At 69.8% G+C, this 20,983-nt stretch carries 20 protein-coding genes; 7 read left to right on the forward strand and 13 right to left on the reverse strand.

Annotated features, from left to right (window positions below; all coding sequences use genetic code 11):
• Nucleotides 1-41: 41 nt before the first annotated feature.
• The 3 genes from ACUZ2Y_RS03155 to ACUZ2Y_RS03165 all read right to left on the reverse strand — a co-directional run bounded on the left by ACUZ2Y_RS03155 (nucleotide 42) and on the right by ACUZ2Y_RS03165 (nucleotide 2,823).
• Nucleotides 42-389, reverse strand: coding sequence for an RNA polymerase-binding protein RbpA (locus ACUZ2Y_RS03155; protein WP_091369889.1), 348 nt, complete (start codon nucleotides 387-389; stop codon nucleotides 42-44).
• A gap of 236 nt (nucleotides 390-625) precedes the next feature.
• Complete coding sequence (locus tag ACUZ2Y_RS03160) at nucleotides 626-1,378, reverse strand: thymidine kinase (RefSeq protein WP_476331545.1); 753 nt, start codon at nucleotides 1,376-1,378, stop codon at nucleotides 626-628.
• A 26-nt stretch (nucleotides 1,379-1,404) separates the two neighbouring features.
• Nucleotides 1,405-2,823, reverse strand: coding sequence for an MFS transporter (locus ACUZ2Y_RS03165; RefSeq protein WP_476331548.1), 1,419 nt, complete (start codon nucleotides 2,821-2,823; stop codon nucleotides 1,405-1,407).
• 220 nt (nucleotides 2,824-3,043) lie between these two features.
• Between ACUZ2Y_RS03165 and ACUZ2Y_RS03170 the strand changes: the two genes are divergently transcribed.
• Genes ACUZ2Y_RS03170 through ACUZ2Y_RS03180 form a run of 3 tightly spaced genes read left to right on the forward strand, consistent with a single transcriptional unit; the run spans nucleotide 3,044 to nucleotide 4,570 of the window.
• Nucleotides 3,044-3,694: a transglycosylase family protein gene (locus ACUZ2Y_RS03170; protein ID WP_476326693.1), complete on the forward strand. Its 651-nt coding sequence runs from the start codon at nucleotides 3,044-3,046 to the stop codon at nucleotides 3,692-3,694.
• Nucleotides 3,695-3,740: 46 nt separating this feature from the next.
• Nucleotides 3,741-4,061 carry an ArsR/SmtB family transcription factor gene (locus ACUZ2Y_RS03175; protein WP_228769646.1) on the forward strand — a complete coding sequence of 107 codons (321 nt, stop codon included), beginning with the start codon at nucleotides 3,741-3,743 and terminating at the stop codon, nucleotides 4,059-4,061.
• Nucleotides 4,058-4,570, forward strand: a complete 513-nt coding sequence (locus ACUZ2Y_RS03180; RefSeq protein WP_476326695.1) for an SRPBCC domain-containing protein — start codon at nucleotides 4,058-4,060, stop codon at nucleotides 4,568-4,570. The genes ACUZ2Y_RS03175 and ACUZ2Y_RS03180 overlap by 4 nt, the downstream gene beginning before the upstream one ends.
• 57 nt (nucleotides 4,571-4,627) lie before the next feature.
• Here ACUZ2Y_RS03180 and ACUZ2Y_RS03185 read toward each other — a convergent pair whose 3' ends face one another.
• Entirely contained in the window at nucleotides 4,628-5,443 is an 816-nt protein-coding gene (locus ACUZ2Y_RS03185; RefSeq protein WP_476326697.1) for an arylamine N-acetyltransferase family protein, read from the reverse strand.
• Nucleotides 5,444-5,493: 50 nt separating this feature from the next.
• The gene (locus tag ACUZ2Y_RS03190; RefSeq protein WP_476326699.1) at nucleotides 5,494-6,276 is read right to left on the reverse strand and encodes a glycerophosphodiester phosphodiesterase family protein; all 783 of its coding nucleotides are present in this window, start codon (nucleotides 6,274-6,276) and stop codon (nucleotides 5,494-5,496) included.
• 68 nt (nucleotides 6,277-6,344) lie between these two features.
• Here ACUZ2Y_RS03190 and ACUZ2Y_RS03195 point away from each other — a divergent pair, with 68 nt between their 5' ends.
• The 3 genes from ACUZ2Y_RS03195 to ACUZ2Y_RS03205 all read left to right on the forward strand — a co-directional run bounded on the left by ACUZ2Y_RS03195 (nucleotide 6,345) and on the right by ACUZ2Y_RS03205 (nucleotide 9,081).
• Nucleotides 6,345-6,707, forward strand: coding sequence for a hypothetical protein (locus ACUZ2Y_RS03195; protein WP_091369874.1), 363 nt, complete (start codon nucleotides 6,345-6,347; stop codon nucleotides 6,705-6,707).
• 61 nt (nucleotides 6,708-6,768) lie between these two features.
• Nucleotides 6,769-8,511 carry a putative bifunctional diguanylate cyclase/phosphodiesterase gene (locus ACUZ2Y_RS03200; RefSeq protein WP_476326701.1) on the forward strand — a complete coding sequence of 581 codons (1,743 nt, stop codon included), beginning with the start codon at nucleotides 6,769-6,771 and terminating at the stop codon, nucleotides 8,509-8,511.
• A 9-nt stretch (nucleotides 8,512-8,520) separates the two neighbouring features.
• Nucleotides 8,521-9,081 carry an NIPSNAP family protein gene (locus ACUZ2Y_RS03205; protein WP_476326703.1) on the forward strand — a complete coding sequence of 187 codons (561 nt, stop codon included), beginning with the start codon at nucleotides 8,521-8,523 and terminating at the stop codon, nucleotides 9,079-9,081.
• Between the two features lie 51 nt (nucleotides 9,082-9,132).
• Here the strand turns inward: ACUZ2Y_RS03205 and ACUZ2Y_RS03210 are convergent, their stop codons facing one another.
• Together ACUZ2Y_RS03210 and ACUZ2Y_RS03215 are read right to left on the reverse strand one after the other, a co-directional pair.
• Nucleotides 9,133-9,744 carry a TetR/AcrR family transcriptional regulator gene (locus ACUZ2Y_RS03210; protein ID WP_476326705.1) on the reverse strand — a complete coding sequence of 204 codons (612 nt, stop codon included), beginning with the start codon at nucleotides 9,742-9,744 and terminating at the stop codon, nucleotides 9,133-9,135.
• Nucleotides 9,744-10,562: a class I SAM-dependent methyltransferase gene (locus ACUZ2Y_RS03215; protein ID WP_476326706.1), complete on the reverse strand. Its 819-nt coding sequence runs from the start codon at nucleotides 10,560-10,562 to the stop codon at nucleotides 9,744-9,746. Before ACUZ2Y_RS03215 ends, ACUZ2Y_RS03210 begins: the two co-directional genes overlap by 1 nt.
• 226 nt (nucleotides 10,563-10,788) lie before the next feature.
• Here ACUZ2Y_RS03215 and ACUZ2Y_RS03220 point away from each other — a divergent pair, with 226 nt between their 5' ends.
• The gene (locus tag ACUZ2Y_RS03220; protein WP_476326708.1) at nucleotides 10,789-11,547 is read left to right on the forward strand and encodes a putative protein N(5)-glutamine methyltransferase; all 759 of its coding nucleotides are present in this window, start codon (nucleotides 10,789-10,791) and stop codon (nucleotides 11,545-11,547) included.
• Between the two features lie 69 nt (nucleotides 11,548-11,616).
• Here ACUZ2Y_RS03220 and ACUZ2Y_RS03225 read toward each other — a convergent pair whose 3' ends face one another.
• The 6 genes from ACUZ2Y_RS03225 to ACUZ2Y_RS03250 form a co-directional block, all read right to left on the reverse strand.
• Nucleotides 11,617-13,794, reverse strand: coding sequence for a proprotein convertase P-domain-containing protein (locus ACUZ2Y_RS03225; protein ID WP_476326710.1), 2,178 nt, complete (start codon nucleotides 13,792-13,794; stop codon nucleotides 11,617-11,619).
• Between the two features lie 380 nt (nucleotides 13,795-14,174).
• The gene (locus ACUZ2Y_RS03230; RefSeq protein ID WP_476326712.1) at nucleotides 14,175-15,431 is read right to left on the reverse strand and encodes a glycosyltransferase; all 1,257 of its coding nucleotides are present in this window, start codon (nucleotides 15,429-15,431) and stop codon (nucleotides 14,175-14,177) included.
• The gene (locus ACUZ2Y_RS03235; RefSeq protein WP_476326714.1) at nucleotides 15,428-17,650 is read right to left on the reverse strand and encodes a glycoside hydrolase domain-containing protein; all 2,223 of its coding nucleotides are present in this window, start codon (nucleotides 17,648-17,650) and stop codon (nucleotides 15,428-15,430) included. Before ACUZ2Y_RS03235 ends, ACUZ2Y_RS03230 begins: the two co-directional genes overlap by 4 nt.
• A 66-nt stretch (nucleotides 17,651-17,716) precedes the next feature.
• Complete coding sequence (locus tag ACUZ2Y_RS03240) at nucleotides 17,717-19,576, reverse strand: 5-oxoprolinase/urea amidolyase family protein (protein WP_476326716.1); 1,860 nt, start codon at nucleotides 19,574-19,576, stop codon at nucleotides 17,717-17,719.
• Nucleotides 19,576-20,181, reverse strand: a complete 606-nt coding sequence (locus tag ACUZ2Y_RS03245; protein WP_476326717.1) for an urea amidolyase associated protein UAAP2 — start codon at nucleotides 20,179-20,181, stop codon at nucleotides 19,576-19,578. The genes ACUZ2Y_RS03240 and ACUZ2Y_RS03245 overlap by 1 nt, the downstream gene beginning before the upstream one ends.
• Entirely contained in the window at nucleotides 20,178-20,882 is a 705-nt protein-coding gene (locus ACUZ2Y_RS03250; RefSeq protein ID WP_476326719.1) for a DUF1989 domain-containing protein, read from the reverse strand. The genes ACUZ2Y_RS03245 and ACUZ2Y_RS03250 overlap by 4 nt, the downstream gene beginning before the upstream one ends.
• Between the last annotated feature and the right edge of the window lie 101 nt (nucleotides 20,883-20,983).

Below are 20,983 nucleotides of genomic sequence, written 5' to 3' on the forward strand. Positions count from 1 at the left end.
CGGCTGGGGGTCCCGGGCGGCTGTCTGGTCTGTGGTGCGGGTCAGGCGCTGCGGGCGCCTCGGCGGCCGCGGAGTTCCTGCAGACGTTCGGTCAGCAAGTCCTCCAGCTCCGGGATCGTGCGGCGTTCGAGCAGCATGTCCCAGTGCGTGCGCGGCGGCTTGGTCTTCTTCGGTTCGGGAGCGGAGCCGTCGATCATCTTCGACTCCGTGCCGTGCAGGCGGCACTCCCAGACCGAGGGAATTTCGGCGTCGTCCGAGAACGGCACCTCAAAGTCGTGGTCCTTCGGGCACGCGTAGCGAACCGTCCGGCGCGGGGCCAAGTCGTGATTGCGGTCAGTCTCGTAGCTGACCGCTCCCAGCCTGCTACCACGAAGCACACGGTCGGCCATGGCGGTGTCCTTTCGCTCGGCCCGGTGCGGGCCAGGGGTGTTGCTTACCCAGAGCAACGTGCGAATCGGGCATCTGATTCCCGATTCGCCGCTGCGGTCGCTTACGGTGACAAGCTTCACCCGTCAACAACAGCATCCTCTTAAGGGATGCCCGCGCGCCGGTTTTGTGACGCGCTATCGCACATTCGGCTTTGACATATCACCCCTCCGGGTGATGGTAGCCGCAAGAGCCCTAGTCAGGCGAACGAGAGTTGACCTTGGACCCCCTGGCTGAGCCCCAGATCACCCAGACGGAAGTGCCTGCGGCAGAGAACCTGGTAACGGACGGTAGTAGACCACTGCCCCGGTAGGGGTTCACTGTCCGTACCGACACGAGAGTGCCCTGTGTCCGCCACAAGAACGGTGTCCCCGGCGCGTGTCACCTGGCCGTCCTGGACGCGGGCGTTGAACCGGGCCGGGAGACCGCACCAGCACAGGACGTCGACCTGGACCGGCTGCAAGTCGTCGGCCAGTTCGAACAGCCGCCGCGACCCCGGGAACAGGGTGCTGCGGAAGTCCGTCGCGATGCCGAAGCAGTACACGTCGACCTGTGAGTCGTCGGCGAGTTCGGCGAGCTGGTCGACCTGGGCCGGGGCGAGGAACTGGGCCTCGTCGACGATCAGGTAGTCCACCCGCGACCCGGCCGCCCAGGTCGACCGGACCAGCTCGCGCAGGTCGACCTCAGCGTTGACCTCGATGGCGGACCGGGAGATCCCGATGCGGCTGGAGATCTGCGGCTTCCCGGAGCGGTCCAGGTGGACCAGGAGCAGGCCCTTGCGGCCCTGCCGGGCGTGGTTGTGGTCGACCTGCAGCGCGAGCGTCGACTTCCCGCAGTCCATCGGCCCGTAGTAGAAGCGCAGGTGCCCGGTGACGGGCACGGCCCGGCGCGAGCCCGCGGCGGGCACGGCGGAGAGGGCGTCGGTCGGGTCGGGATCGGCTGTGGGCTCCATGGTCACGGGCGGGAACCCTATCGGTCTCAGAGTATCGCCGGTTCCGGGTTGCCGACGGCCTGGATGGCCCGGCGGATCGGCACGAAGTACATCAGGACCAGGCCGACGAAGAAGAAGATGACCAGGGAGATGATCGCGTACCGGTACGAGCCGGTGGCGCCCGCCATGTAGGCGAACAGCAGCGGGCCCAGCCACGAGGTGGCGCGCTCGCCGATCTCGTAGACCGAGAAGTACTGGGCTTCCTTGCCCGGCGGGATCATCTGGCTGAACAGCGACCGCGACAGCGCGTTGGTTCCGCCGAGGACCAGGCCGATGCCGCCCGCGACCAGGTAGAACTGCATCGCCTGACCGGCCTGCACGAAGTACGCGGCGCCGATGACCAGCACCCACACGCCCAGGCTGATCATGATCGTCTTCTTGGCGCCGATGTGCTTGGCGACCAGGCCGTGCAGCATGCCGCCGAGGAACGCGACGAACTGCACGATCAGGATCGTGGTGATCAGCACGTCGGCGGAGAACTTGAGCTCCTCGCGGCCGTACTGGGCCGAGACGTTGGCGACGGTGGCGATGCCGTCGGTGTAGATGAGGTACGTGCCCAGGAACGCCAAGGTCAGCGGGTAGGCGCGGGCGTGGCGCAGGGTGCCGCGCAGTTCGCGGAAGCCCGCGGTGATCCCCGAACCGTCGGCGGGCATGGCCTTGGCCGGGTCGTGGCCGCGCAGCCTGCGCAGCGGGATCGTGGTGAACACCGCCCACCAGATGCCCGAGAGCACGAACGCGATCTGCGCGGCGTTGCCCTCGGTGATGCCGAAGCTGTCGCGGAACAGGTAGATGACCAGCTGCAGGGCCAGGGCCACGCCGCCGCCGAGGTAGCCGAACGCCCAGCCGCGGGTGGACAGGCCGTCGCGTTCGTCAGCCGTGGCGATGTCGGGGATGAACGAGTAGTAGATGACCACCGACGTGCCGTAGCCGATGTTGCCCAGGATGAAGAACACCACCCCGAGCTCCCAATTCGACCCGCTGACCAGTGCCATCGCCACCGTCGCGATCGAGCCGCCGAAGGCGAAGAAGGCCAGCATCGGCTTCTTGTTGGCCGTACGGTCGGCGATCGCGCCCATCAGCGGCACGATCAGCACCTGGATGACCGTGGCGAAGGACAGCAGGTAGCCCCACAGCGAGCCGGCGGCGAAGTCCAGCCCGAACAGGCTGATGTCGCAGTCCTTGAGCTTGTCGGTGTTCCCCGCGGCGTCGGCCGGGCACGGGTTGGGCCCGTTGCGCGCGGTGTCGGCCTGCGCGGCGGACGCGGCGACGGCGGTGAGGTAGAGCGACCCGAAGACCGTGGTGACCGAGGTGGGGAACACCGAGTTCGCCCAGTCGTACCAGACCCAGCCGCGCTGCTCGCGCTTGCGCGCCGCCTCATCGGCGACTGGGGTGTTGTCGTCCACCATGCTCACGCTGCCTCCGCGAAATGACCGGCACCGGGCGTGCGCACGCCCGGCACGGCGGAGAGTACTGGCCCCGCCACCGGATGCGGTGGGCATCGCCCGGCCGAGTCCAAACGGTCACCTTCATCATCGCCGCGGGTGGGTCCCCGCTACCCGTGCGGGTGATACGTGAGGCGGGTGTTGCGGTTGTGGCTGGTGGGACTCAGGCTTACCGTCCTGGTTTATGGCTGGTAGACGGGTTGTCGCGCGGATGCTCCTGCTGATCGTGGCGGTCGCCTCGACCGCCGTCGTCGCCGGTTCCGGGGCCGCCGCGGATCCGTCCGCCGCCGACTGGGCCGAGCTGCGGATGTGCGAGTCCAGCAACCGGTACACGGTGAACACCGGCTCCGGGTACTACGGCGCCTACCAGTTCGACCTGCCCACGTGGAGCAGCGTCGGCGGCAAGGGCTACCCGCACGAGGCCGCGCCCGCCGAACAGGACTACCGCGCGCTGTATCTCTACCGGATGCGCGGCTGGCAGCCCTGGGAGTGCGCGGGCATGCGTGGCCTTCAGCCCGATGGCGACGCACGCAGCAAGCGCGTGCCGACCTACGGCGACTCCGCCTACATCGGCGGTGGGTCCTCCGCCCCGCCGCTCACCATGCCGCCCTGGCCCGGGGTGGTCTACGTCTTCGGCGACTGCGCGCCCGCGCTGCGGCAGTGGCAGCTGCGGATGAACGCGCACGGCTACCAGTTCCAGGGGAGTGGCTGCTACTACGCCGAGACCGAGCGCGCGGTGCTCGCCCTGCAGCGGGCCAACGGGATCACCGCCTCGGGGAAGCTCGGCCCGAAGACCTGGCGGGCGGCCTGGCAGGGCGTCGCGCCGAAGCCGTGAAAATCAGGACTGGACATGTGACCATTTGGTCACCTATTCTGGTCACGTGAACGACGACCGGGTGTTCAAGGCATTGGCCGACCCCACCCGGCGCCTGTTGCTCGATCGGCTGTTCGCTCGCGACGGACAGACGCTCGGGGAGCTGGAGGCCGACCAGGAGATGACGCGCTTCGGCGTCATGAAGCACCTGAAGGTCCTCGAAGAGGCCGGGCTGGTCGTCACGCGCCGCTCCGGGCGGGAGAAGTTGCACTTCCTCAACCCGGTGCCCATTCGACTGATTCATGACCGCTGGATCGACAAGTACACCGACGAGCGTCACGTGAGCGCGCTGATCGAGCTCAAGGCGCAACTGGAGGACGAGACATGACCACGCAGGAGACCGTGCAGGTCTACAAGATCTACATCAAGGCCACCCCCGAGGCGATCTGGGACGCGATCACCAAACCGGAGTGGACCGCCAAGTACGGGTACACGGGCGTGGTCGACTATGACCTCAAGCCCGGCGGCGCGGCGAAGACCTACCCGAGCGACGCGATGCGCGAGGCGGGCAAGGAGCAGGGCTACGACATCCCCGACCTCCTCATCGACGGCGAGGTTCTCGAAGCCGACGCGCCGCACAAGCTGGTCATGACCTGGCGGATGCTGATGGACCCGACGTGCGCCGCCGAGGGCTTCACCACCCTGACCCACGAGATCAGCGAGGTCGAGGGCGGCTACTGCGCGCTCACCGTGTCCCACGACGTCACCAACGCGCCCACCGTGGCCGCGATGATTCAGGGCGACAACGGCGACCCCGGACAGGGCGGCGGCGGGCACCCGTGGATCCTCAGCGACCTCAAGTCCCTGCTGGAGACCGGCAAGACCCTCGCAGGCTGAGAATGGCGCGAAAGACACCGTCGCCCCGCTTCCCCGGGCGGCGGTGTCTTTCGCGCGTCAGGCCGCGAGCTTCCCGCGTAGGGCGTCGAGCTCGTCTGGGGTCAGGTCGATGTCGAGGCCGGGGAGCACCTCGCCGAGCTGGTCGTACCCGATCGTGGTCGTCTCGGTCCGGCCGTCGGCGTATTCCACGCTGAGCTCGTTGCCGACCAGCCTGCGGCTGACGCCCTCGCTGAGCCGCTTCACGATCAGCTTGCCGGGGAACGGCGAACGCGGTCCGGTCGCCGCGTAGTGGTTGCCCACTTCGAAGTCGACGCTCAGCTGCGGGACGTCCTCGAACTCGTGCTGGACATCCCAGCCCTCCTTCGTCAGCTGCCACAGCGACCAGCCCAGCTCGGTGCGCTCGATCCGGTGGGACCAGCCCGCCTGGTCGACCTCCGCGCCGTGGACCAGCGGCATCGGCTCCCAGATCGATGCCCCGAACCCGACGTCGACGAGGTGGTCGGCGCCGTCGACGGTGACCACCAGGAGCGCGTGCGTGCGCGGACCGGACCGCTGCGGGCTGACCCGGCCGAGCCTGCGCCGCACGGTGAAGCCGAGCTGCTCGGCGGCGGCGGCGAACAGCGGGGCGTGCTCGAAGCAGTACCCGCCGCGGGCCCGGTCGACCATCTTCGCCGCCACCGCCTTGACGCTCAGGTCGGGTGGTCCGCCCAGCAGCACGCTGATGTTCTCGAACGGGATCGCCCGCACGTGCGCGATGTGCAGTGAGCGCAGCGCGTCGAGCGTGGGCGCCACCCGAGGGTGGCCGATGCGGGCGAGGTAACTGTCGAGGTCGAGGTCGTCGATGGCCCAGTCCGGGGTGGGGGAGAGCGTCATGCGTTCATGGGATCACCTCCAGCGCGCTGGAGGTCAAGAACGACGAAGAATCACGCGTGCGCCCACAGCCCCCGCTCGATCAGCACGTCCTTGAGCACCTTGGGCTTGTCCGTCATCAGGCCGTCGACGCCAAGGTCGAGCAGCTCGCGCATCTGCTCCGGCTCATCGATCGTCCACACGTGCACTTCGGCGTCGCGGCGGCGGGCGACCGCGACCAGCCGCGGGCTGACCACGGTGATCCGGCCTTGGCGCACCGGCACCTGGCACACCAGCGGCCGGTCTGAGCGCCGCGCGAAGAACTGCGGCAGCTTGCCCGTCGCCCAGAACCGCGCCATGGCGCCCATCCCCATCGACGTCAGCGCCGGCGGGCCCGCCAGCTTGCGCACCCGCGCCATGCGCGCCTCGGAGAACGACGCCAGGCACACCCGGTCGAACGCGTCCATCCGCCGCAGCAACTCCAGCGTCGGCGCCACCGCGGCGTCGGTCTTGAGGTCGATGTTGATCAGTGCGTCGGGCAGCTCTTCGAGCAGGTCTTCCAACCTGCTGACCGGTTCCCGCCCGCCGATCTTGGCCTGGCGCACGGTCGCCCACGGCAGCAGCGCGACCGCGCCGGACGCGTCGGTGGTGCGGTCGAGGATCGCGTCGTGGTGCACGACGACCACGCCGTCGCTCGTGGCGTGCACGTCGGTCTCCAGGTACCGGTATCCCTCGTCGACCGCGCGCTTGAACGCGGCGAGGGAGTTCTCGAGGCCGTCGAGGTCGTCGTAGTGCCAGCCCCGGTGGACGAAGGCCCGCGGGTAGGGGCCGGCGAAGAAGCCGTGATCGGATCGCACCTGCTGAGTGTGCCTCAACGGCGTGGCGGTCGCGGTGTACTCAGGGTGTCCAGATAGCGTCCACCGCCATGGTAGTGGTGACCCAGCCGGTGGACGTCGTGCGTCGCCGTGACGAACCCCGGCACTGCGGCTGGTGCGGCCGACAGCTGCCGGGCGACCCGCGCGCGGGCAGGCCACGCCGCTATTGCGCCCAATCTTGCAGGCAGCGCGCGTATGAGCGGCGGACCGCGGTGCAGCGCGGCGGGCTCCCCGAGGACGCGGTCGTGTTGTCCGCCGCGGAACTCGCTGACCTGCAGGATCGCCTGTTTCAGCTGCGCTGCGCGGCCGAGGACGTGGTGACCGCGGCCCGCGACGGCGCGAGCGCGGCGGAGCTGATCGGCCTCGCCGAAGCCATCGAGATCAGCGCCAAGGGGCTTGAGCGCCTGCGCTGACCACGTTCGGTCCACTACGCTTCGTGCGCATGTCCCCACGAGAATGGGTGAGGGAGACCGGGTGACGGACCACGAGACCGCCCCCGCGGAGATCCTGTCCGCTACCGATACGGCCTTCGCGCTCACCGATCGAGCCTCGACCGTGCGCTGGGTGAACCCCGCGATGGCCGTGCTGCTCGGGCTGAGCGTCGAGCAGAGCATCGGCCGATCACTGACCGCGCTGCTGGCGGGCGCGCCGGACGGCCCGCGCGACGACGACGTCATGCTGCCGCAGCCCGCGATCGACGGCGCCAGCTATCGCTGGCTCGAGATCCGGTGCACCGCCACCGAGGACGGCCTGCTCTACCGGGCGACCGATGTCACCCGATGGCGCAACCGCGAACTCGACTCGGTCGGTCTGGCGAATCACCAGGACGAGTTACTGCGCCTCGTCGACGAGGACCCCCTCACGGGGCTGCCGAACCGGCGCGCGCTGACCCGGGAGCTGGAGCGCCAGCTCGCCCTCGGGGTGCGCGGCGCGTTCCTGCTGCTCGACCTCGACCACTTCAAGGACGTCAACGACCTGCACGGCCACCCCACGGGCGACCGCGTCATGTGCACGCTGGCGTCGCTGCTGCGCGACCGCATCGGCAGCGGCCAGGTCCTCGGCAGGCTCTCGGGCGACGAGTTCGCCGCCGTGCTGGCCGACTCCGACGAACGCGACGCCGTGGCGGCGGCCGACCGGCTGCGCAACGCCATCGCCGCGATCCCGATGACCGGTGTCGCCGGGGCCAGCCGCATCACCGTGTCCATCGGCGTGGCCACCTTCGACTCGGGCGTGTCGTGGCAGGAGGTGCTGGCCAACGCCGACATGGCGCTCTACGCGTCCAAGGCGGCGGGCCGCAACCGGGTCACGGTCTACGAACCGGGCCACTACCAGGACACCGCCCTGCGCGTCACGGTGATCGAACGGGTCCGCGCGGCGCTCAAGCACGGCGGCTTCGTGCTGCACGCGATGCCGATGGTCAAGCTCGGCAGCGGCCGGGTCATAGGCCACGAACTGCTGCTGCGGCTGGAGGACGGCAAGGACCCGCACCTGGGCCCCGGCGAGTTCCTCCTCGCCGCCGAACGCAGCGACCTCGTCTTCGAGATCGACCGCTGGGTCGCGGACAAGGCGATCCAGACCCTGGTCGAGCACCCGTATCCGGGGCTGAGATTCAACGTCAACGTCTCCGGCCGCACCCTGGAGGACGAGGATTTCGGCGACTTCGTCCTCGACCGGCTCACCGCCGCGGGCGTCGCCCCCGGCCGTCTCGGCTTCGAGATCACCGAGACCGCCGCCGTCACCAACCTTGACGCCGCCCGAAGTCTGTCGCAGCAGCTGCGCGCCAGCGGCTGCCGCATCACCCTCGACGACTTCGGTTCGGGATTCGGGTCGTTCGTGCACCTCAAGGAACTGCCGATCACCGGGCTCAAGATCGACGGCGAGTTCATCCACGGCATCGACTACGGCAGCCGCGACACAGTGCTGGTGCAGGGGATCGTCGACATCGCCCGCGGCCTTGGTCTTTCCGTCGTGGCCGAATGGGTGGAGCGCGCCACCCAGGTCGAGGCGCTCTCACGGCTCGGAGTGCGCGTCGCCCAGGGGTTCCACCTGGGCAAGCCGGAACCGCTGGAGACGCTGCTGGCCCGGCCGCACGGGGTGTGGATGCGCAGGCCCACCCTGATGCAGGACCTCGACACCATGGACTCCGCGGCTGCCCGAGCCGAGTCGGACGCCCGGGCCGAGGCCGCCTCGCGCGGAATTGTCGGTGGGCGCGGCTAAGTTCGGGGCATGGTCCTCGAACTCCGGCAGTACACCCTGCACCCAGGCCGTCGCGACGAGCTGATCTCGCTGTTCGAGCGGGAGTTCGTCGAGTCGCAACTGGCCTTGGGAATGACACTGCCTGGCCTGTTCCGCGACGCGGGCGACCCGGATCGGTTCGTGTGGATGCGTGGGTTCGCGGACATGCCCGCGCGCAAGGCGGCGCTTGAGGCGTTCTACGGCGGACCGGTGTGGAAGGCCCATCGGGACGAGGCGAACGCGACGATGATCGACTCGGACAATGTGCTGCTGTTAAGCGTGGTGCGGGACTTCGCGAACTCGGCCACCGGCTCGCCGCTCACCGCGATGATCCATTATTTCGATGCGCCGGTGGCTGATGATCTCGTGGAGAAAGCGGCTGCCGAACCGTTCCTCGCGGTGTTTCGTGGGGAGTACGGCGAGAACACGTTTCCCGCGTTGCCGGTTCGGTTGGGGGAGCACGTGTTGGTGACCTTCGGCGCCGGGCCGGCAATGTCCTCGCGGGTGGAGACGCTCACGCTGGAGCCGACGGATCGGTCGGCGCTGCGGTAGCCGGCTGTTTGGCTGGTGGGTGCTGCCCCTGGCGTTTCGGGGTGGGTGGGATCAGCGGGCCGCGATTCCATGGAGGACGGTACGGGTCACCTTGGCGGCGAAGTCGTTTGGTACCACTACTTCTGTCCCTCCGTAGAGGTGGGGGAGGACCACCTCATGGCACGCGCCGATGATCATCGTGGCGGCTGCTTCGAGGTCGGTGTCGGCGGCAATGCGACCCTGTTTCTGTTCCGCGGCAAGGAAGTCGGCGAGCTCTTGCCGTAGGCCCCGGCCGTCGGCGGTGGGATTGGTCAGCGCTCGGAAACGGACCAGGACCTCGGGTTGCGCCAACAGTGCGGTGAAGGCGGGCAGGATCGCTTTGTGGAGCGTCAGGCCGCGTTCGACGAACGTGGTCAGGGCTGTCTCGACCGGTTCTGCTCCAGGTCGGGGTGGGTCGCCCAGTGTTGTCTCGACCGAGCGGACGTGGGCGTGCAACGCCAGGGCCAGCAAGTCTTCCTTGTCGGCGAAGTGGTTGTAGAGCACTCCGGTCGCGACCCCGGCCTCCTGTGCGATGTCGCGCACGGTCGGGGTGGCGCCGCGGCGGGCGAGGAGGCGTTCGGCGGTGGTGATCAGGTGTTCGCGCAGGGTTTGGTCGCCCGCGGCCGCCACCTTGCGCGGGGCCATCAGGCCCGCACCGCCTGGATTCGCCACGACGCGCCGCGCAGCCGTACGCCGTCGGGGGTCTCGAAGCGGCGCATCGACTCGGTGAATTCGGCGCGGACCAGGTCGGCGACCTCAGGACTGGCATTGCCCAGGTTGAACCGGACCGGTCCCCAGTCGGCGAGGAAGGCGCCCGCGTCGGCCGCGTCGCGGCCCCACACCTGGTCGGCGTCGACGGGGCCGATCGCGATGTCGGTGTAGCCTGCCTGGTCAAGGATTCCGCGCACGACATCAGGATCGCTCATCGACAGCGGGCCCGCGTCGCCTGCCTCGTCGTTGATCCACGGCAGTTGCTTGGCCGCGCCGATGACCTCGGCGAGGTCGTGTTCGGCGATCGAGCGCATGCTCAGCATCGCGAGCCTGCCGCCGGGGCGCAGTGCGGTGCCGATGTTGGCGAACGCGGCGACCGGGTCGGCGAAGAACATGATCCCGAACCGGCTGACCGCCACGTCGAACTCGCGAGTGGACGCGAACACCTGGGCGTCGCCCTGGACGAACGTGACGTTGTCGACTCCGTCTTCGGCCGCGACTCGCCGGGCCCGGTCGAGCATCGGCTCGGACAGGTCGAGACCCATCGCGCCCGCGCCGCGCGCCGCGGCGAGCCGGGTGAGTTGGCCCGCGCCGCAGCCGACGTCGAGGACGCGGTCGTTCGGTCCGATCAAGTCGAGGACGGCGCCGTTGAACTCGCGGTTGATCGCGTTGTAGCGGTCGTGGTGGTCGGCCCAGTGCTTCCCCTCGTAGCCGTTCCACGCTTCGGCCTGGCCGGTATTGATCGTCTCCATCGTGAATCCCCTCCTGAACGTCCGTTCATGAACTCTCGTTCATCATGGACTGTGCCCCGGCCCGAGCGCAACATCGAGTAGGGTGGCGACGCCGGTATCGAAGGCATCGAAGGAGGTGGGAACCCATGACCGTCAGGTCAGGTCGGGTGCTCTCCTCTCACGGCCACAGGGTCCACCGGGTTCGGTGACCACGAGAGCGCCCGTCGGCATCCCCGAAAGGCGTTCCATGTCGTCCCCGATCGTCACCACCCTTCGTGCCGCGGGCTGTGTCTTCGCCGAGGACGAGGCCCACCTGCTCCTCACCACCGCCGCGACCCCCGTAGACCTCGCCGAGATGCTCGCCCGCCGGGTCGCGGGGGAGCCGCTGGAACACGTGCTGGGCTGGGCGGAGTTCCGCGGCCTGCGCATAGCCGTCGACCAGGGCGTTTTCGTCCCCCGACGGCGCACCGAGTTCCTCGCCCACCATGCCGCCGCGCTCGCTTCTCCGGGCGCCGTCGTCGTCGACTTGTGCTGCGGTTCGGGCGCCGTCGGCGCGGCCGTGTCGGCTGAGGTCACCGGGGTCGATCTGTACGCCGTGGACATCGACCCGGCCGCTGTCGCGTGCGCCCGGCGCAATGTTCGGGGCCATGTGTACAGGGGCGATCTCTATGAGCCGCTGCCTGAGTTTCTGCGTGGGCGGGTCGACGTTCTGGTCGCGAATGCCCCTTACGTTCCGACCGACGCGATCGTGCGCATGCCTCCGGAAGCGCGCATCCATGAACCTCGGCACGCGTTGGACGGCGGTATTGATGGCCTCGCGGTCCAGCGCCGCGTCAGTGCGGCGGCGGGTGCGTGGCTGGCGCCCGGTGGGCATCTGCTGATCGAGACCAGTGAACTTCAGGCTGGGTGCACCGCGGCGGCGGTTGAGCGGGATGGGCTCGTTGTTCGGGTGGTCAGTTGTGAGGAACTGGGTGCGACTGTCGTTGTCGGCACCAAAGCGGCCTGACCCTTCCGTTCCCAGGCAACGGAAACGCCCGGCGAGGGCACTCGCCGGGCGTTTTCCGTGTTGGGTGGATCAGGTGGTGAGGGTCCAGGTGTCGATGTAGCCGGTGTCGTTGGTTTCGACGTCCTGTACGCGCAGTTTCCATGCGCCGTTGCGGGATTCCGAGGACAGGTTCACCGTGTAGCTGGCGTTGACGTTGTCGGCTGAGTCGCTGCTTGAGGAGTTCTTCAGCCGGTAGGCGGTGCCGTCCGGGGCGACGAGGTCGATGACGAGGTCACCGCGCCAGGTGTGGACGATGGTGACGTCGACCTTGCTGGTCGCCGAGGCGGTTCCGGTGCAGGACAGCGTGATCGTGCTTTCCACCGTGGTGTTGTCGGCGATGTTGACGTTGGTGCCGTTGCCGGCCGGGGCGCAGCTGCCGCCGTCGCCGCTGGATCCGGTGTTGAGGGTCCAGGTGTCGAGTTTGCCGGTGTCGCCGGGGCCGGAGTCGTTGACCCGGAGTTTCCAGTCGCCGTTGGCGGTCTCGCCGGAGAGGTTGACGGTGTAGGAGGTGATGAGGTTGTCGGTGTCCGCGCCGGTCTTGTTGTGCAGGACGTAGGCCGTGCCGTCGGGTGCGATGAGCGAGACGGTGAGGTCACCGATGTAGGTGTGGACGATGTTGACGTCGATCTTGGCGGTGGCTGAGGCGTTGCCGGTGCAGCCGGTGACGGTGACCGGGCTTTCGACGGTGGTGTTGTCGGTGATGGCGAAGTCGGTGGTGTTGGTGACTGCCGAGCAGGTTCCGCCGGTGGTGCCGATCGTCCAGGTGAATGAAGCTGAGCCGGACTTGGTGGGGCTGGAGCTGTCGGTGGCGGTGATGGTCACGTTGGACGTGCCCGCCGCGGTTGGGGTGCCGGTGATGGTGCCGGTCGAGGCGCTGATCGACAGTCCGGCGGGGAGGCCGGTGGCTGACCAGGTGTACGGCGAGGTGCCGCCGGAGGCGCTGTTGGTCTTGTTGACCGCGGTGCCCACGGTGCCGCTCTGGTTGCCCGGGTTCGCCACGGTGACGCCGGTCGTGCCGCCGCCGGTATACAGCGTCAGGTTCCACTTCGCGAGGGCTTCGTTGAGGGGCTGGAACACGGCGTTGTCCCCGGTGGGGCAGCTGTTGCCGTTGATGGCGCCCTCATGCAGGCCGATCGCCTTGTCCCCGGCCAGCCACACACCGCCGGAGTCGCCGCCCTGGGAGCAGGCGGTGGTGACGGTCAGGCCCTCGACCACCACGCTGCCGTAGTCCATGGTGTGGTTGAGCTTCGTGACCCGGCCGCACTCCCAGTTGGGCGCGGTGTTGCCCGAGTGGCAGACGGTCTCACCGACGATGGCGTCCTTCGAGCCGGTCACGCTGATCGCGGGCTGGCCCCAGGTGTTGACCGCCGACGACAGCGTCCAGCCTGCCTCGGTGACCGCGACGACGCCCATGTCGCCCTCACGGCCGTTGATGCCGCGGGACCCGCCGACATTGCCGGTGCCGATCCGATTCGTCTGTCCACTTTGGCCATAAGCGGCCTGGTTGGCGTCGTTGGTGCAGTGGCCGGCGGTGATGAAGTGCTTGCCCCCGTTGGCATCGGTGGCGGCCACGCCGACCGAGCACGCTGTCTCCGAGCCCGGCCACCAGCCGTCACCCGGGTTGACTTCGCCCGCCTGCTGCACCGGCGACGTGTCGGTCTCCTCGACCCGGACACCGTCGACGCCACGCAACTCGCGCAGGAACGCCTCGGTCGCCGCGGTCTTCTTCGTCGCGTTGATTCGCACCAGGACGTCGTTGCGGACCTCATCCACCCCGTAGCCGTTGAGGCCGGGCACGTCGTTCGCCGCCAGTTCGGCCACCCTGGCCACCAGCGAGTCAAGCCGCGCCTTGCTCCGCCCGACAAAAGCGGGCCGGGCGCCCGCGGCCCGCACGGCGTCCGCCGTCGCCTGGTCGGTGACCGCGACGGTCAACGCGCCGGTCTTGTCGTCGAACCACTTGCCAGGCGCCTGCCGCACGAGCACCTCGGGAAGCCGGTCGAGCACGTCCCGCGCCGCGGCCTGCTCGCCGAGCGTCTTGCGGGCCTGCTCCCGGCTGATGCCCAGGTCACGGGCGACACCGTCGACCATGGCGGGCGGGAAATCGTTCTGGGATGGCGGATCAGCGGCATTGGCCGCGCCTTGGCTGAGAACGATCGCGCCGGCGACAACAGCGGCCGCGCTGACCGAACTCAGGACTCTCACACGCATACGCATAACGGATGCGGCCTCCTATCGGGACAACTGCAGGGAGGCCGAAGGTAAGCCGCGCAAGGGAAGAAGAGAACAACAATGGGTTTTTAACAATTCAGTTCTGTAACATGGCGCCGGCTCCGCCGGCGCGGCTCGGTCGCTTTTGTGGTGACGTTTCGGGGGTCCCGCACAAACACTGCCAACTTCGATGGCGTGTTTGTGCGGGACCCCCGAAACGCCACCGCGACCGAGCGGGCGCCGGGAGTAGCCGAGGGTCCGCGTGTGTGCCCGACCTGGCTGGCCGCGACCGAGCGGGCGCCGGGAGTAGCCGAGGGTCCGCGTGTAGTGCCCGACCTGGCTGGCCGCGATCGAGAACCCGCGGCATGTTGGGGTGCGGTTTACGGGCTGGTGTTGACTGATGCGAATAAGTCGTCGAATACTTGGGTGCGGTCGAATGCCATGGCGTGGGCGCGGGACCGGGTTTCCATGAGCCGGCGCTCGGTCGGGCCCATGTCCAGCACCACCCGGTCGAGGGCGGCGGCGATGCCCGCGACGTCGCCCGCCTCGACGATGACCGCCGTGTCGCCCACGGCCTCGCCGGTCCCGCCCGTCACGGTGGTGATCACCGGTCCGCCGCCCGCCAGCATCTTCTCCGTCAGCGCGATGCCGAACGTCTCGACGAAGTCCGGCTCCGGCCTGGTCGGCAGCGCGTACGCCGCGCAGCCGCGCATCAGCAGCGGCTTCTCCTCGTCGTCCACATCGTCGAGGAAAACGATCCGGTCGTCGTCGCGGGCGAGCGCGCGGACCTCGGGGAGCGCCGGTCCGGTCCCGGCCACGACGAGCCGCACCCGCGACCGCGCCTTGGCCCGGGCGAACGCGTTCACCAGGTCGAAGATGCCCTTGGCCCGCGCCACGCGGGACAGGAACAGCACGTACCCGTCGCGCTCCAGGCCTCGGCGTTTGAGTGCGGTGTCCACCAGCACCGGGTCGAGATCCAAGTACGCCGACGTGTCGATCGGCGGGTAGCTGACCGACACCCGGTTCCGACACTCATCGGCGAGCCGGGTGCCGCAGTAGGAGTCGACTTCCTCGGCGGAGGCGATGATCTCCTGCCGGGTGTACTCCGACACCGCGAGCACCTCGTCGTTGGCGAGGAACGTGGTGAACAGGACGACGGCCGCCCCGAACCGCCCCTCCCGCAGGCACGAGCGGATCACGTTGGTGACGTCCGAGCCCACCGCCTTCGCCATGGTGTGCACATCCGGGGCATAACCCGCCGCGCGCGCCGCCGCGACCGCGTCTTGGACGACCGCGGTGTGCGGCGCGAGGTACATCGACAGGCACGTGGTCGGGACCGGCTCGGCGAGCAACTCGACCAGCCTGCCGGTGAGGCCCGCCATGAACCGCCCGTCGGGCACCCGGTAGTCGCCGACCGGCTCCGGCCGCTCCACGGTGATGCCCGCGCTGTAGGGCATGATCCGGTCGAGCGGCTTGAGCGGCAGCCCCGCCGCCTGCAGCGCCGGGATCGGCCAGGTCAGCAGGCGCACGTCGGTGAAGCCGCGGGTGAGCGCGACCTCGGCCAGATTGCGCGCCTCGCCCGAGTGCCCGCAGATCACCGGGTCCGCCCGGACCACGATCACCAGCCGGCGGTTCACCGGTGCACTCCGGTGGACAGCGACGGCGGCCGATTCGCCCGCCCCCAGCTCGACGGCTCCGGGCCCAGCTCCAGGTGCAGCGTCCCGCCCGCGTGGACGTCGGACGCGCTCAGGTGCGTCACGTCGAGCGCCTTCCCGTTGAGCCGCGCGGATTGCACGTACTGCGGCGGCGGTACCCGGTCCAGCCCGTCGGAGCTGATCGGCGTCTCGCGGTGCCCGCTGGTCTCGATGACGAAGTCCTTGTCTCCCAAGTGGATCGTGGCGCGCGCGAACGCGGGCGCGTTGACCAGGAACAGGCTCTGCCCGGCGATCGGGAAGAGCCCGAGGGAGGCCCACACGTACCAGCTGCTCAGCCCGCCCGAGTCGTCGTTGCCCGGCAGCCCGCCGGGGCCGGTGCCGAACTGCCAGGTGAGCGCCGCGTGCACGACCTCGGCGGTGCGGTCCGGCCGACCCGCGTAGTGATACGACCACGGGGCTTCCATGTCGGGCTCGTTGTTCAGCCCCTCGAACCGGTTCAGCGCGTACCCGACCGCCATCTGCGCCGCGTCGGGCCGGTGGCCGGGCTGCACCACCCGGGCGGCGCCGTAGCCGAAGAACGCGTCCAGCATGGCGACGAACTTCTCGTCACCGCCCGCCAACGCGATCCTCCCGGCCATGTCGTGCAGGATCCGGAACGAGTAGTTCCACTTGCCCCCCTCGTAGAACGACGAGTCGTGCAGCAGGCCGGTGGCCGGGTCGAAAGCGTTGGGCCACAGGCGGGCCCGCTCATCGAGCTGGTCGGCGAGCGGGGCGTCGTTGAGCGCCCGGGCGACCCCGGACGTGCAGTGGTAGGCGTAGGCGAGGTCGAGCGTGTGCGAGATCGGGTGCACGACGCCGTGCTCGTAGAAGTCCTCGCCGTACATCCGGCGCAGGTCGTCCACCATGTGCACCAGCGCCCAGTTCCAGTCCAGCTCACCGAGTCCGATGGCGTGCGCGTCGGCCAGCGCGGTGTGCGTCAGGGCGCTCGCCTGCCGGAAGAACCGGTCCGCGCCCCGGGCCATCCGGTACCCGATGGGGAAGTTGCCCTCCTCCTCGCAGACCCGGATCAGCGACTCCAGCAGGTCGACCGCCCGGTCCGGGCAGATCGCCATCAGCAGGGGCAGTTGGGTCTTGTAGATGTCCCACATCGTGCAGACGTCGAACGCGAACGGACCGGACGTCGGCCAGAACGGGCTCTCGTCGTCGCCGAAACACGGCTTGACGAGCGAGTGGTACAGGGCCGTGGCGAACACTTCGCGCCGCGCTGGCGACCCGCCCTCGACCTCGATCCGGCCGAGGTGGTCGCGCCACTTGGCCTGGGTGTGCGCCTGGATGGCGTCGAAGGCCTGCGGCGCCTCACCGCACTCGCGGCGCAGGTTCTCCCGCGCCTGTTCGCAGCCGCGCAGCGAGAAGCCGATCCGCACCTCGACGCTCTGCCCGGCCGCGGCCGGGCCGATGAAGAGCAAACCGAAGGGGCGCAACGTGGTCTGCCGGATGCGGTCGAAGTCGAGCCGGGTGCCGCCCTCGATCAGCCTGCGGTCGTGCCAGACCATCTGCCGCCAGTCCGGGCTGTCGACCTCGATGTACACCGACAGCGGCACACCCTCCACGACCACCGTCCCCTGCGCGCGGCCGTGGCCGAGGCTCTCCACATGCGCGCGCAGCGGCACCGTGCGGCCGTGGTCGATCGCCAGCCCGCCGCAGGACAGGTCCACGACCACCCGGGCGCTGCGGTGCTCGGGGAAGGTGTACCGGTGCACGGCGACCTTGGCGCCAACCGTGATCTCACACCGGATGCCGGTGTCCAGGGTGGCCGCGTAGTACCCGGCCTCGGCGGTCTCGTCGCGCAGCGGCCAGGACTGGCCGAGGGTGTCGAGCGGCTGCACCATCGGGGTCACCCGCACGTAGTTGTAGTACTTGCGGATGGCGCCGGTGCCGGACTGCTGGAAGTGGGTGAACCCGGAGGCCTGCGGGTGGTCGAACATCGGCTCCGGCAGGCCCTCGGTGTTCTTCGTGTAGAGGCCGTACCCCGTGGGGTAGGCGCCCGAGTACGCGCAGGCGGACACCATGCCCAGCGGGGAGACCGCCCCCGGGTGGGTGTTGCCGATCTGCGCTTTCGGCCACCACCAGGTGGCCGCCAGACCCTGCGCCGGGGGCAGCGCGGTCGGAGCCGTTCCGATGAAGGGATCGATGTCGTCCAAGATGGGAAAACTGTAGGACGGCGTGGCCGCCCCGATGGTTTCGCTGACGTGAACTCCTTGCCTGCGTCAGGAGTTCCAGCGCGTGCGCTCTTCGTCGAAGGCGGCCCGCCTGCGCGCCCGGACGGCCGTGATCTCGTCGGCGGCCTCGTGTTCGATCCGGCGGACTTCGGCGACCGAGAACGTCGTGGGGCGGACGTCGAGGTCCGCTCGGCCCGCGGCGATGTCGGCGCGGTGGTCCGCCAGCTCGTCGGCGGTCACCGGCCGGAAGCGGAGCCGGTCGAAGTGCCGCAGCAGCCACGGCCGCTCGTCGCCCAGCCGCCACACCGGAACCGTGCGCCCGACGAGCTGGTAGCCGCCGGGGCCTTCCATGCCGTAGACGCACAGGTAGATGCCGCCGATCCCGACGGCGTTCTGCGGGGTCCAGGTGCGGGCCGGGTTGTACTTCGTGGTGACCAACCGGTGCCTGGGGTCCAGCGGAACCGCCACCGGGGCACCCAGATAGACGTCGCCGAGGCCGACGACGAGGTAGGTCGCCGCGGCCACGATGTCGAAGACGTCGTCGCGGCGGGGCAGAGCGTTGACCCGGCGGATGAACTCCACGTTGTCGGGACACCAAGGCGCGTCGGGCCGCACGGACGCGGCGTAGCGGCGCATCGCCTCGTGCGCCTCGGGGTGGTCGAACGCGATCGGCAGGACGACCTCGCGCGCGGGCACGACGGCCGTCGACGGGTCGGCCAGGTCGTCGGCGAGCGCGCCCAGGTGCTTGGCCAGGGGAGCGAGGTCGCGGGCGGCCGAGTCGACCGCCACCAGCAGCGAGCGGACCCCTTCGACGATCTCGGTGACCCCGTCGGGCCGGTCCGCCCGCAGCGCCTCGGCGAGCAGGTGCACCCACATTCGCACGGTCAGGTCGAGTTCGGCGTGACCGGCTTCGACCAGCAGATGCCGGTCGCCCGACCGCCTGATGGTGAACGCGGGCCCGGTCTCCGTGGCGTCGCCGCCGTGCAGCGCGTCGGGCCTCGTGGAGTCGGGGCCGACCGGCGCGAGCCGGACCGTGTCGCCGGGCCGCAGCTGGCCGAGTTTCCACCGGTCCGCCTCGATCACCACCGCCGCGACGACGAACCCGCCGAGCGACGGGCCGTCCACGCCGACAATCACCGGGGTGTCGCCCGCGAGCATGATCCCGCCGACCGGGTACGCCGAGTCGTGCAGGTTCGACGGGTGCAGCCCGGCTTCGCCGCCGTCCGCGCGCGCCCAGCCCGGGGTCGGCCCGATGAGCCGGATGCCGGTGCGGTCGGCGCGGTGGTCCACGGTCCAGGCGGCGGCGAAGAACTCGTCGACCCCCTCGGCGGTGAGGTACTCCGGCGTGCCGTGCGGGCCGGCGATTACGCGCAGCGTCCAGGAGTCCGTCAGTTCAGGGAGCGTGATCGGGACCGGGGCGATGAGGTTCTCCCGGCGGCCGAGCGGCACCGAGTCCCCGGCCCGCAGCGCCCGCCCGTCGACCCCGCCGAACGCGCCGAGCACGAACGTCGACCGGCTTCCCAGCACCCGCGGCACATCCAGCCCACCTTCGACAGCGACGTACCCGCGCATGCCGGGCCCCTCCAGCGGCCCCACATCCAGCGTCGCCCCCGCGGGCAACCGAACCACCGTGCCGGGGAGCAGCGCCCGCCCGTCGACCGTGGCCCGGGTCGCCGCGCCGCCGACGCACACCAGGCGCGGCTCGCCGACCCGCAGTACCGGCCCGCGCACGACGCATTCCAGGCCCGCCAAGTGACTTGGGTTGCCCACCGCGGCGTTGACCAGCGCGAACGTCACGTCGTCAAACGCCCCGGACGGCGGCACGCCCACGTCCCACAGCCCGGTGCGGCCCGCGAGATCCTGCACGGTGGTCTGCGTCCCCGGGTCGAGGACGTCGAGCACCGCCATCACGCCCACCACCCGATCAGCTGGACCGCCGTCGGATTCCAGCCGTTGCACGGGTTGTTGAGCTGCGGGCAGTTGCTGATCAGCACCAGGATGTCCCGGCTCGCGGTGAGCTCGACGTACTTGCCCGGCGCGGACAGGCCGTCATCGAACCGGAGATTGCCTGCGCCGTCGACGGGGACGTTCATGAAGAAGTTGATGTTGTGCCCGAGTTGGCGCTGCCCGATGCCCTTCTCCGCGCCGTAGCGCAGGAAGGTCTGCCTGCAGGCGTGCTGGTGGCGGGTGTGCTCGCCGTACCGGATGACGTTGGACTCCTGTGCGCACGCGCCGCCGACGGTGTCGTGCCTGCCGCAGGTGTCGTCGGTGATCACGGCCAGCTCGTCGAGCGCGGTCGACAGCAGCCGCGACCCGGTCGTGAGGTACACCGCGCCCTGCTCCCGCACGGTGTCGAACGCCGAGTACCGGTTGTCGATGTCGGCCGCGTCGTAGAGCAGGGTGTCGACGGCTTGATTGCCGTGCAGGTCCACGATCCGCAGTCTGCCGCCCTCGGGGACGGTGATCAACGCGCCGTCGCCGGGTGGGACGACCAGATCCAGTGCCGCCGTCATGCCTGCGCCCTCCTGGCCATCTCGAGCGCGCGGGCGGACTCCGCGCGGAACACGGCACTCGCGTCGTCGGCGTTCACCGCAGGTGCGGGGGAGACCTCCACCCGCACCCCGGCGGGCGCGTAATCGGCCGCGGACAACGGATGCGGCGCCGTCGACAGGACGATCAGCACGTCCTGCTCGGTGCGCAAAGTGACCGTGTCACCCGCGGCGGCGTGCCCGGTGACCAGCGTCAGCGACGCCCGCTTGTCGTCGGCGATCGCCACCTTGCTGAAGAAGCTCACGCAGCCGTGCAGATCGGCTGGACCCAGCCCGTGCTTGGTCAGCTCGGAGACCAGCCCCGTCCGCGCGGACCGGCGCCACTCGTTGCGGTGCTCGGCGTACGAACTCGGGCCGAACCGCTCCAGGTGGCGGTCGTGGCCGAAGCCGGTCAGGCAGTCGTGCCAGTCGAGGGTGGAGGCGATCACGGAGGCGAGCGCGAGCCCGCGGTCGGACATCAGGACCATCGGCGGCTTCACACACGCCGACATCTGCGACTTCACGGTGTCGGGGATGTTCAACCGGTCCAGCCGGTCCGCGCCGAACACCAGCAGCGCGGCGTTCGCGTCGGCGCCCAGGGCGGTCAGCGTGACCAGCCTGCCCGCGCGCACCGGCGCGGACCACGCGGCGCCGCCGGGGAGTTCATGGTGGTAGCTAGATGACATGGCCGAACCCTATGGGTCGCCCCATCGCCGTCGACAGGTCGCGGTTGACCTTGGGACATCCGGCCGTTGAAATTCCCTACTTCCGTCTTGCATCCGTTACG

Source organism: Actinokineospora sp. UV203, from assembly GCF_056323665.1.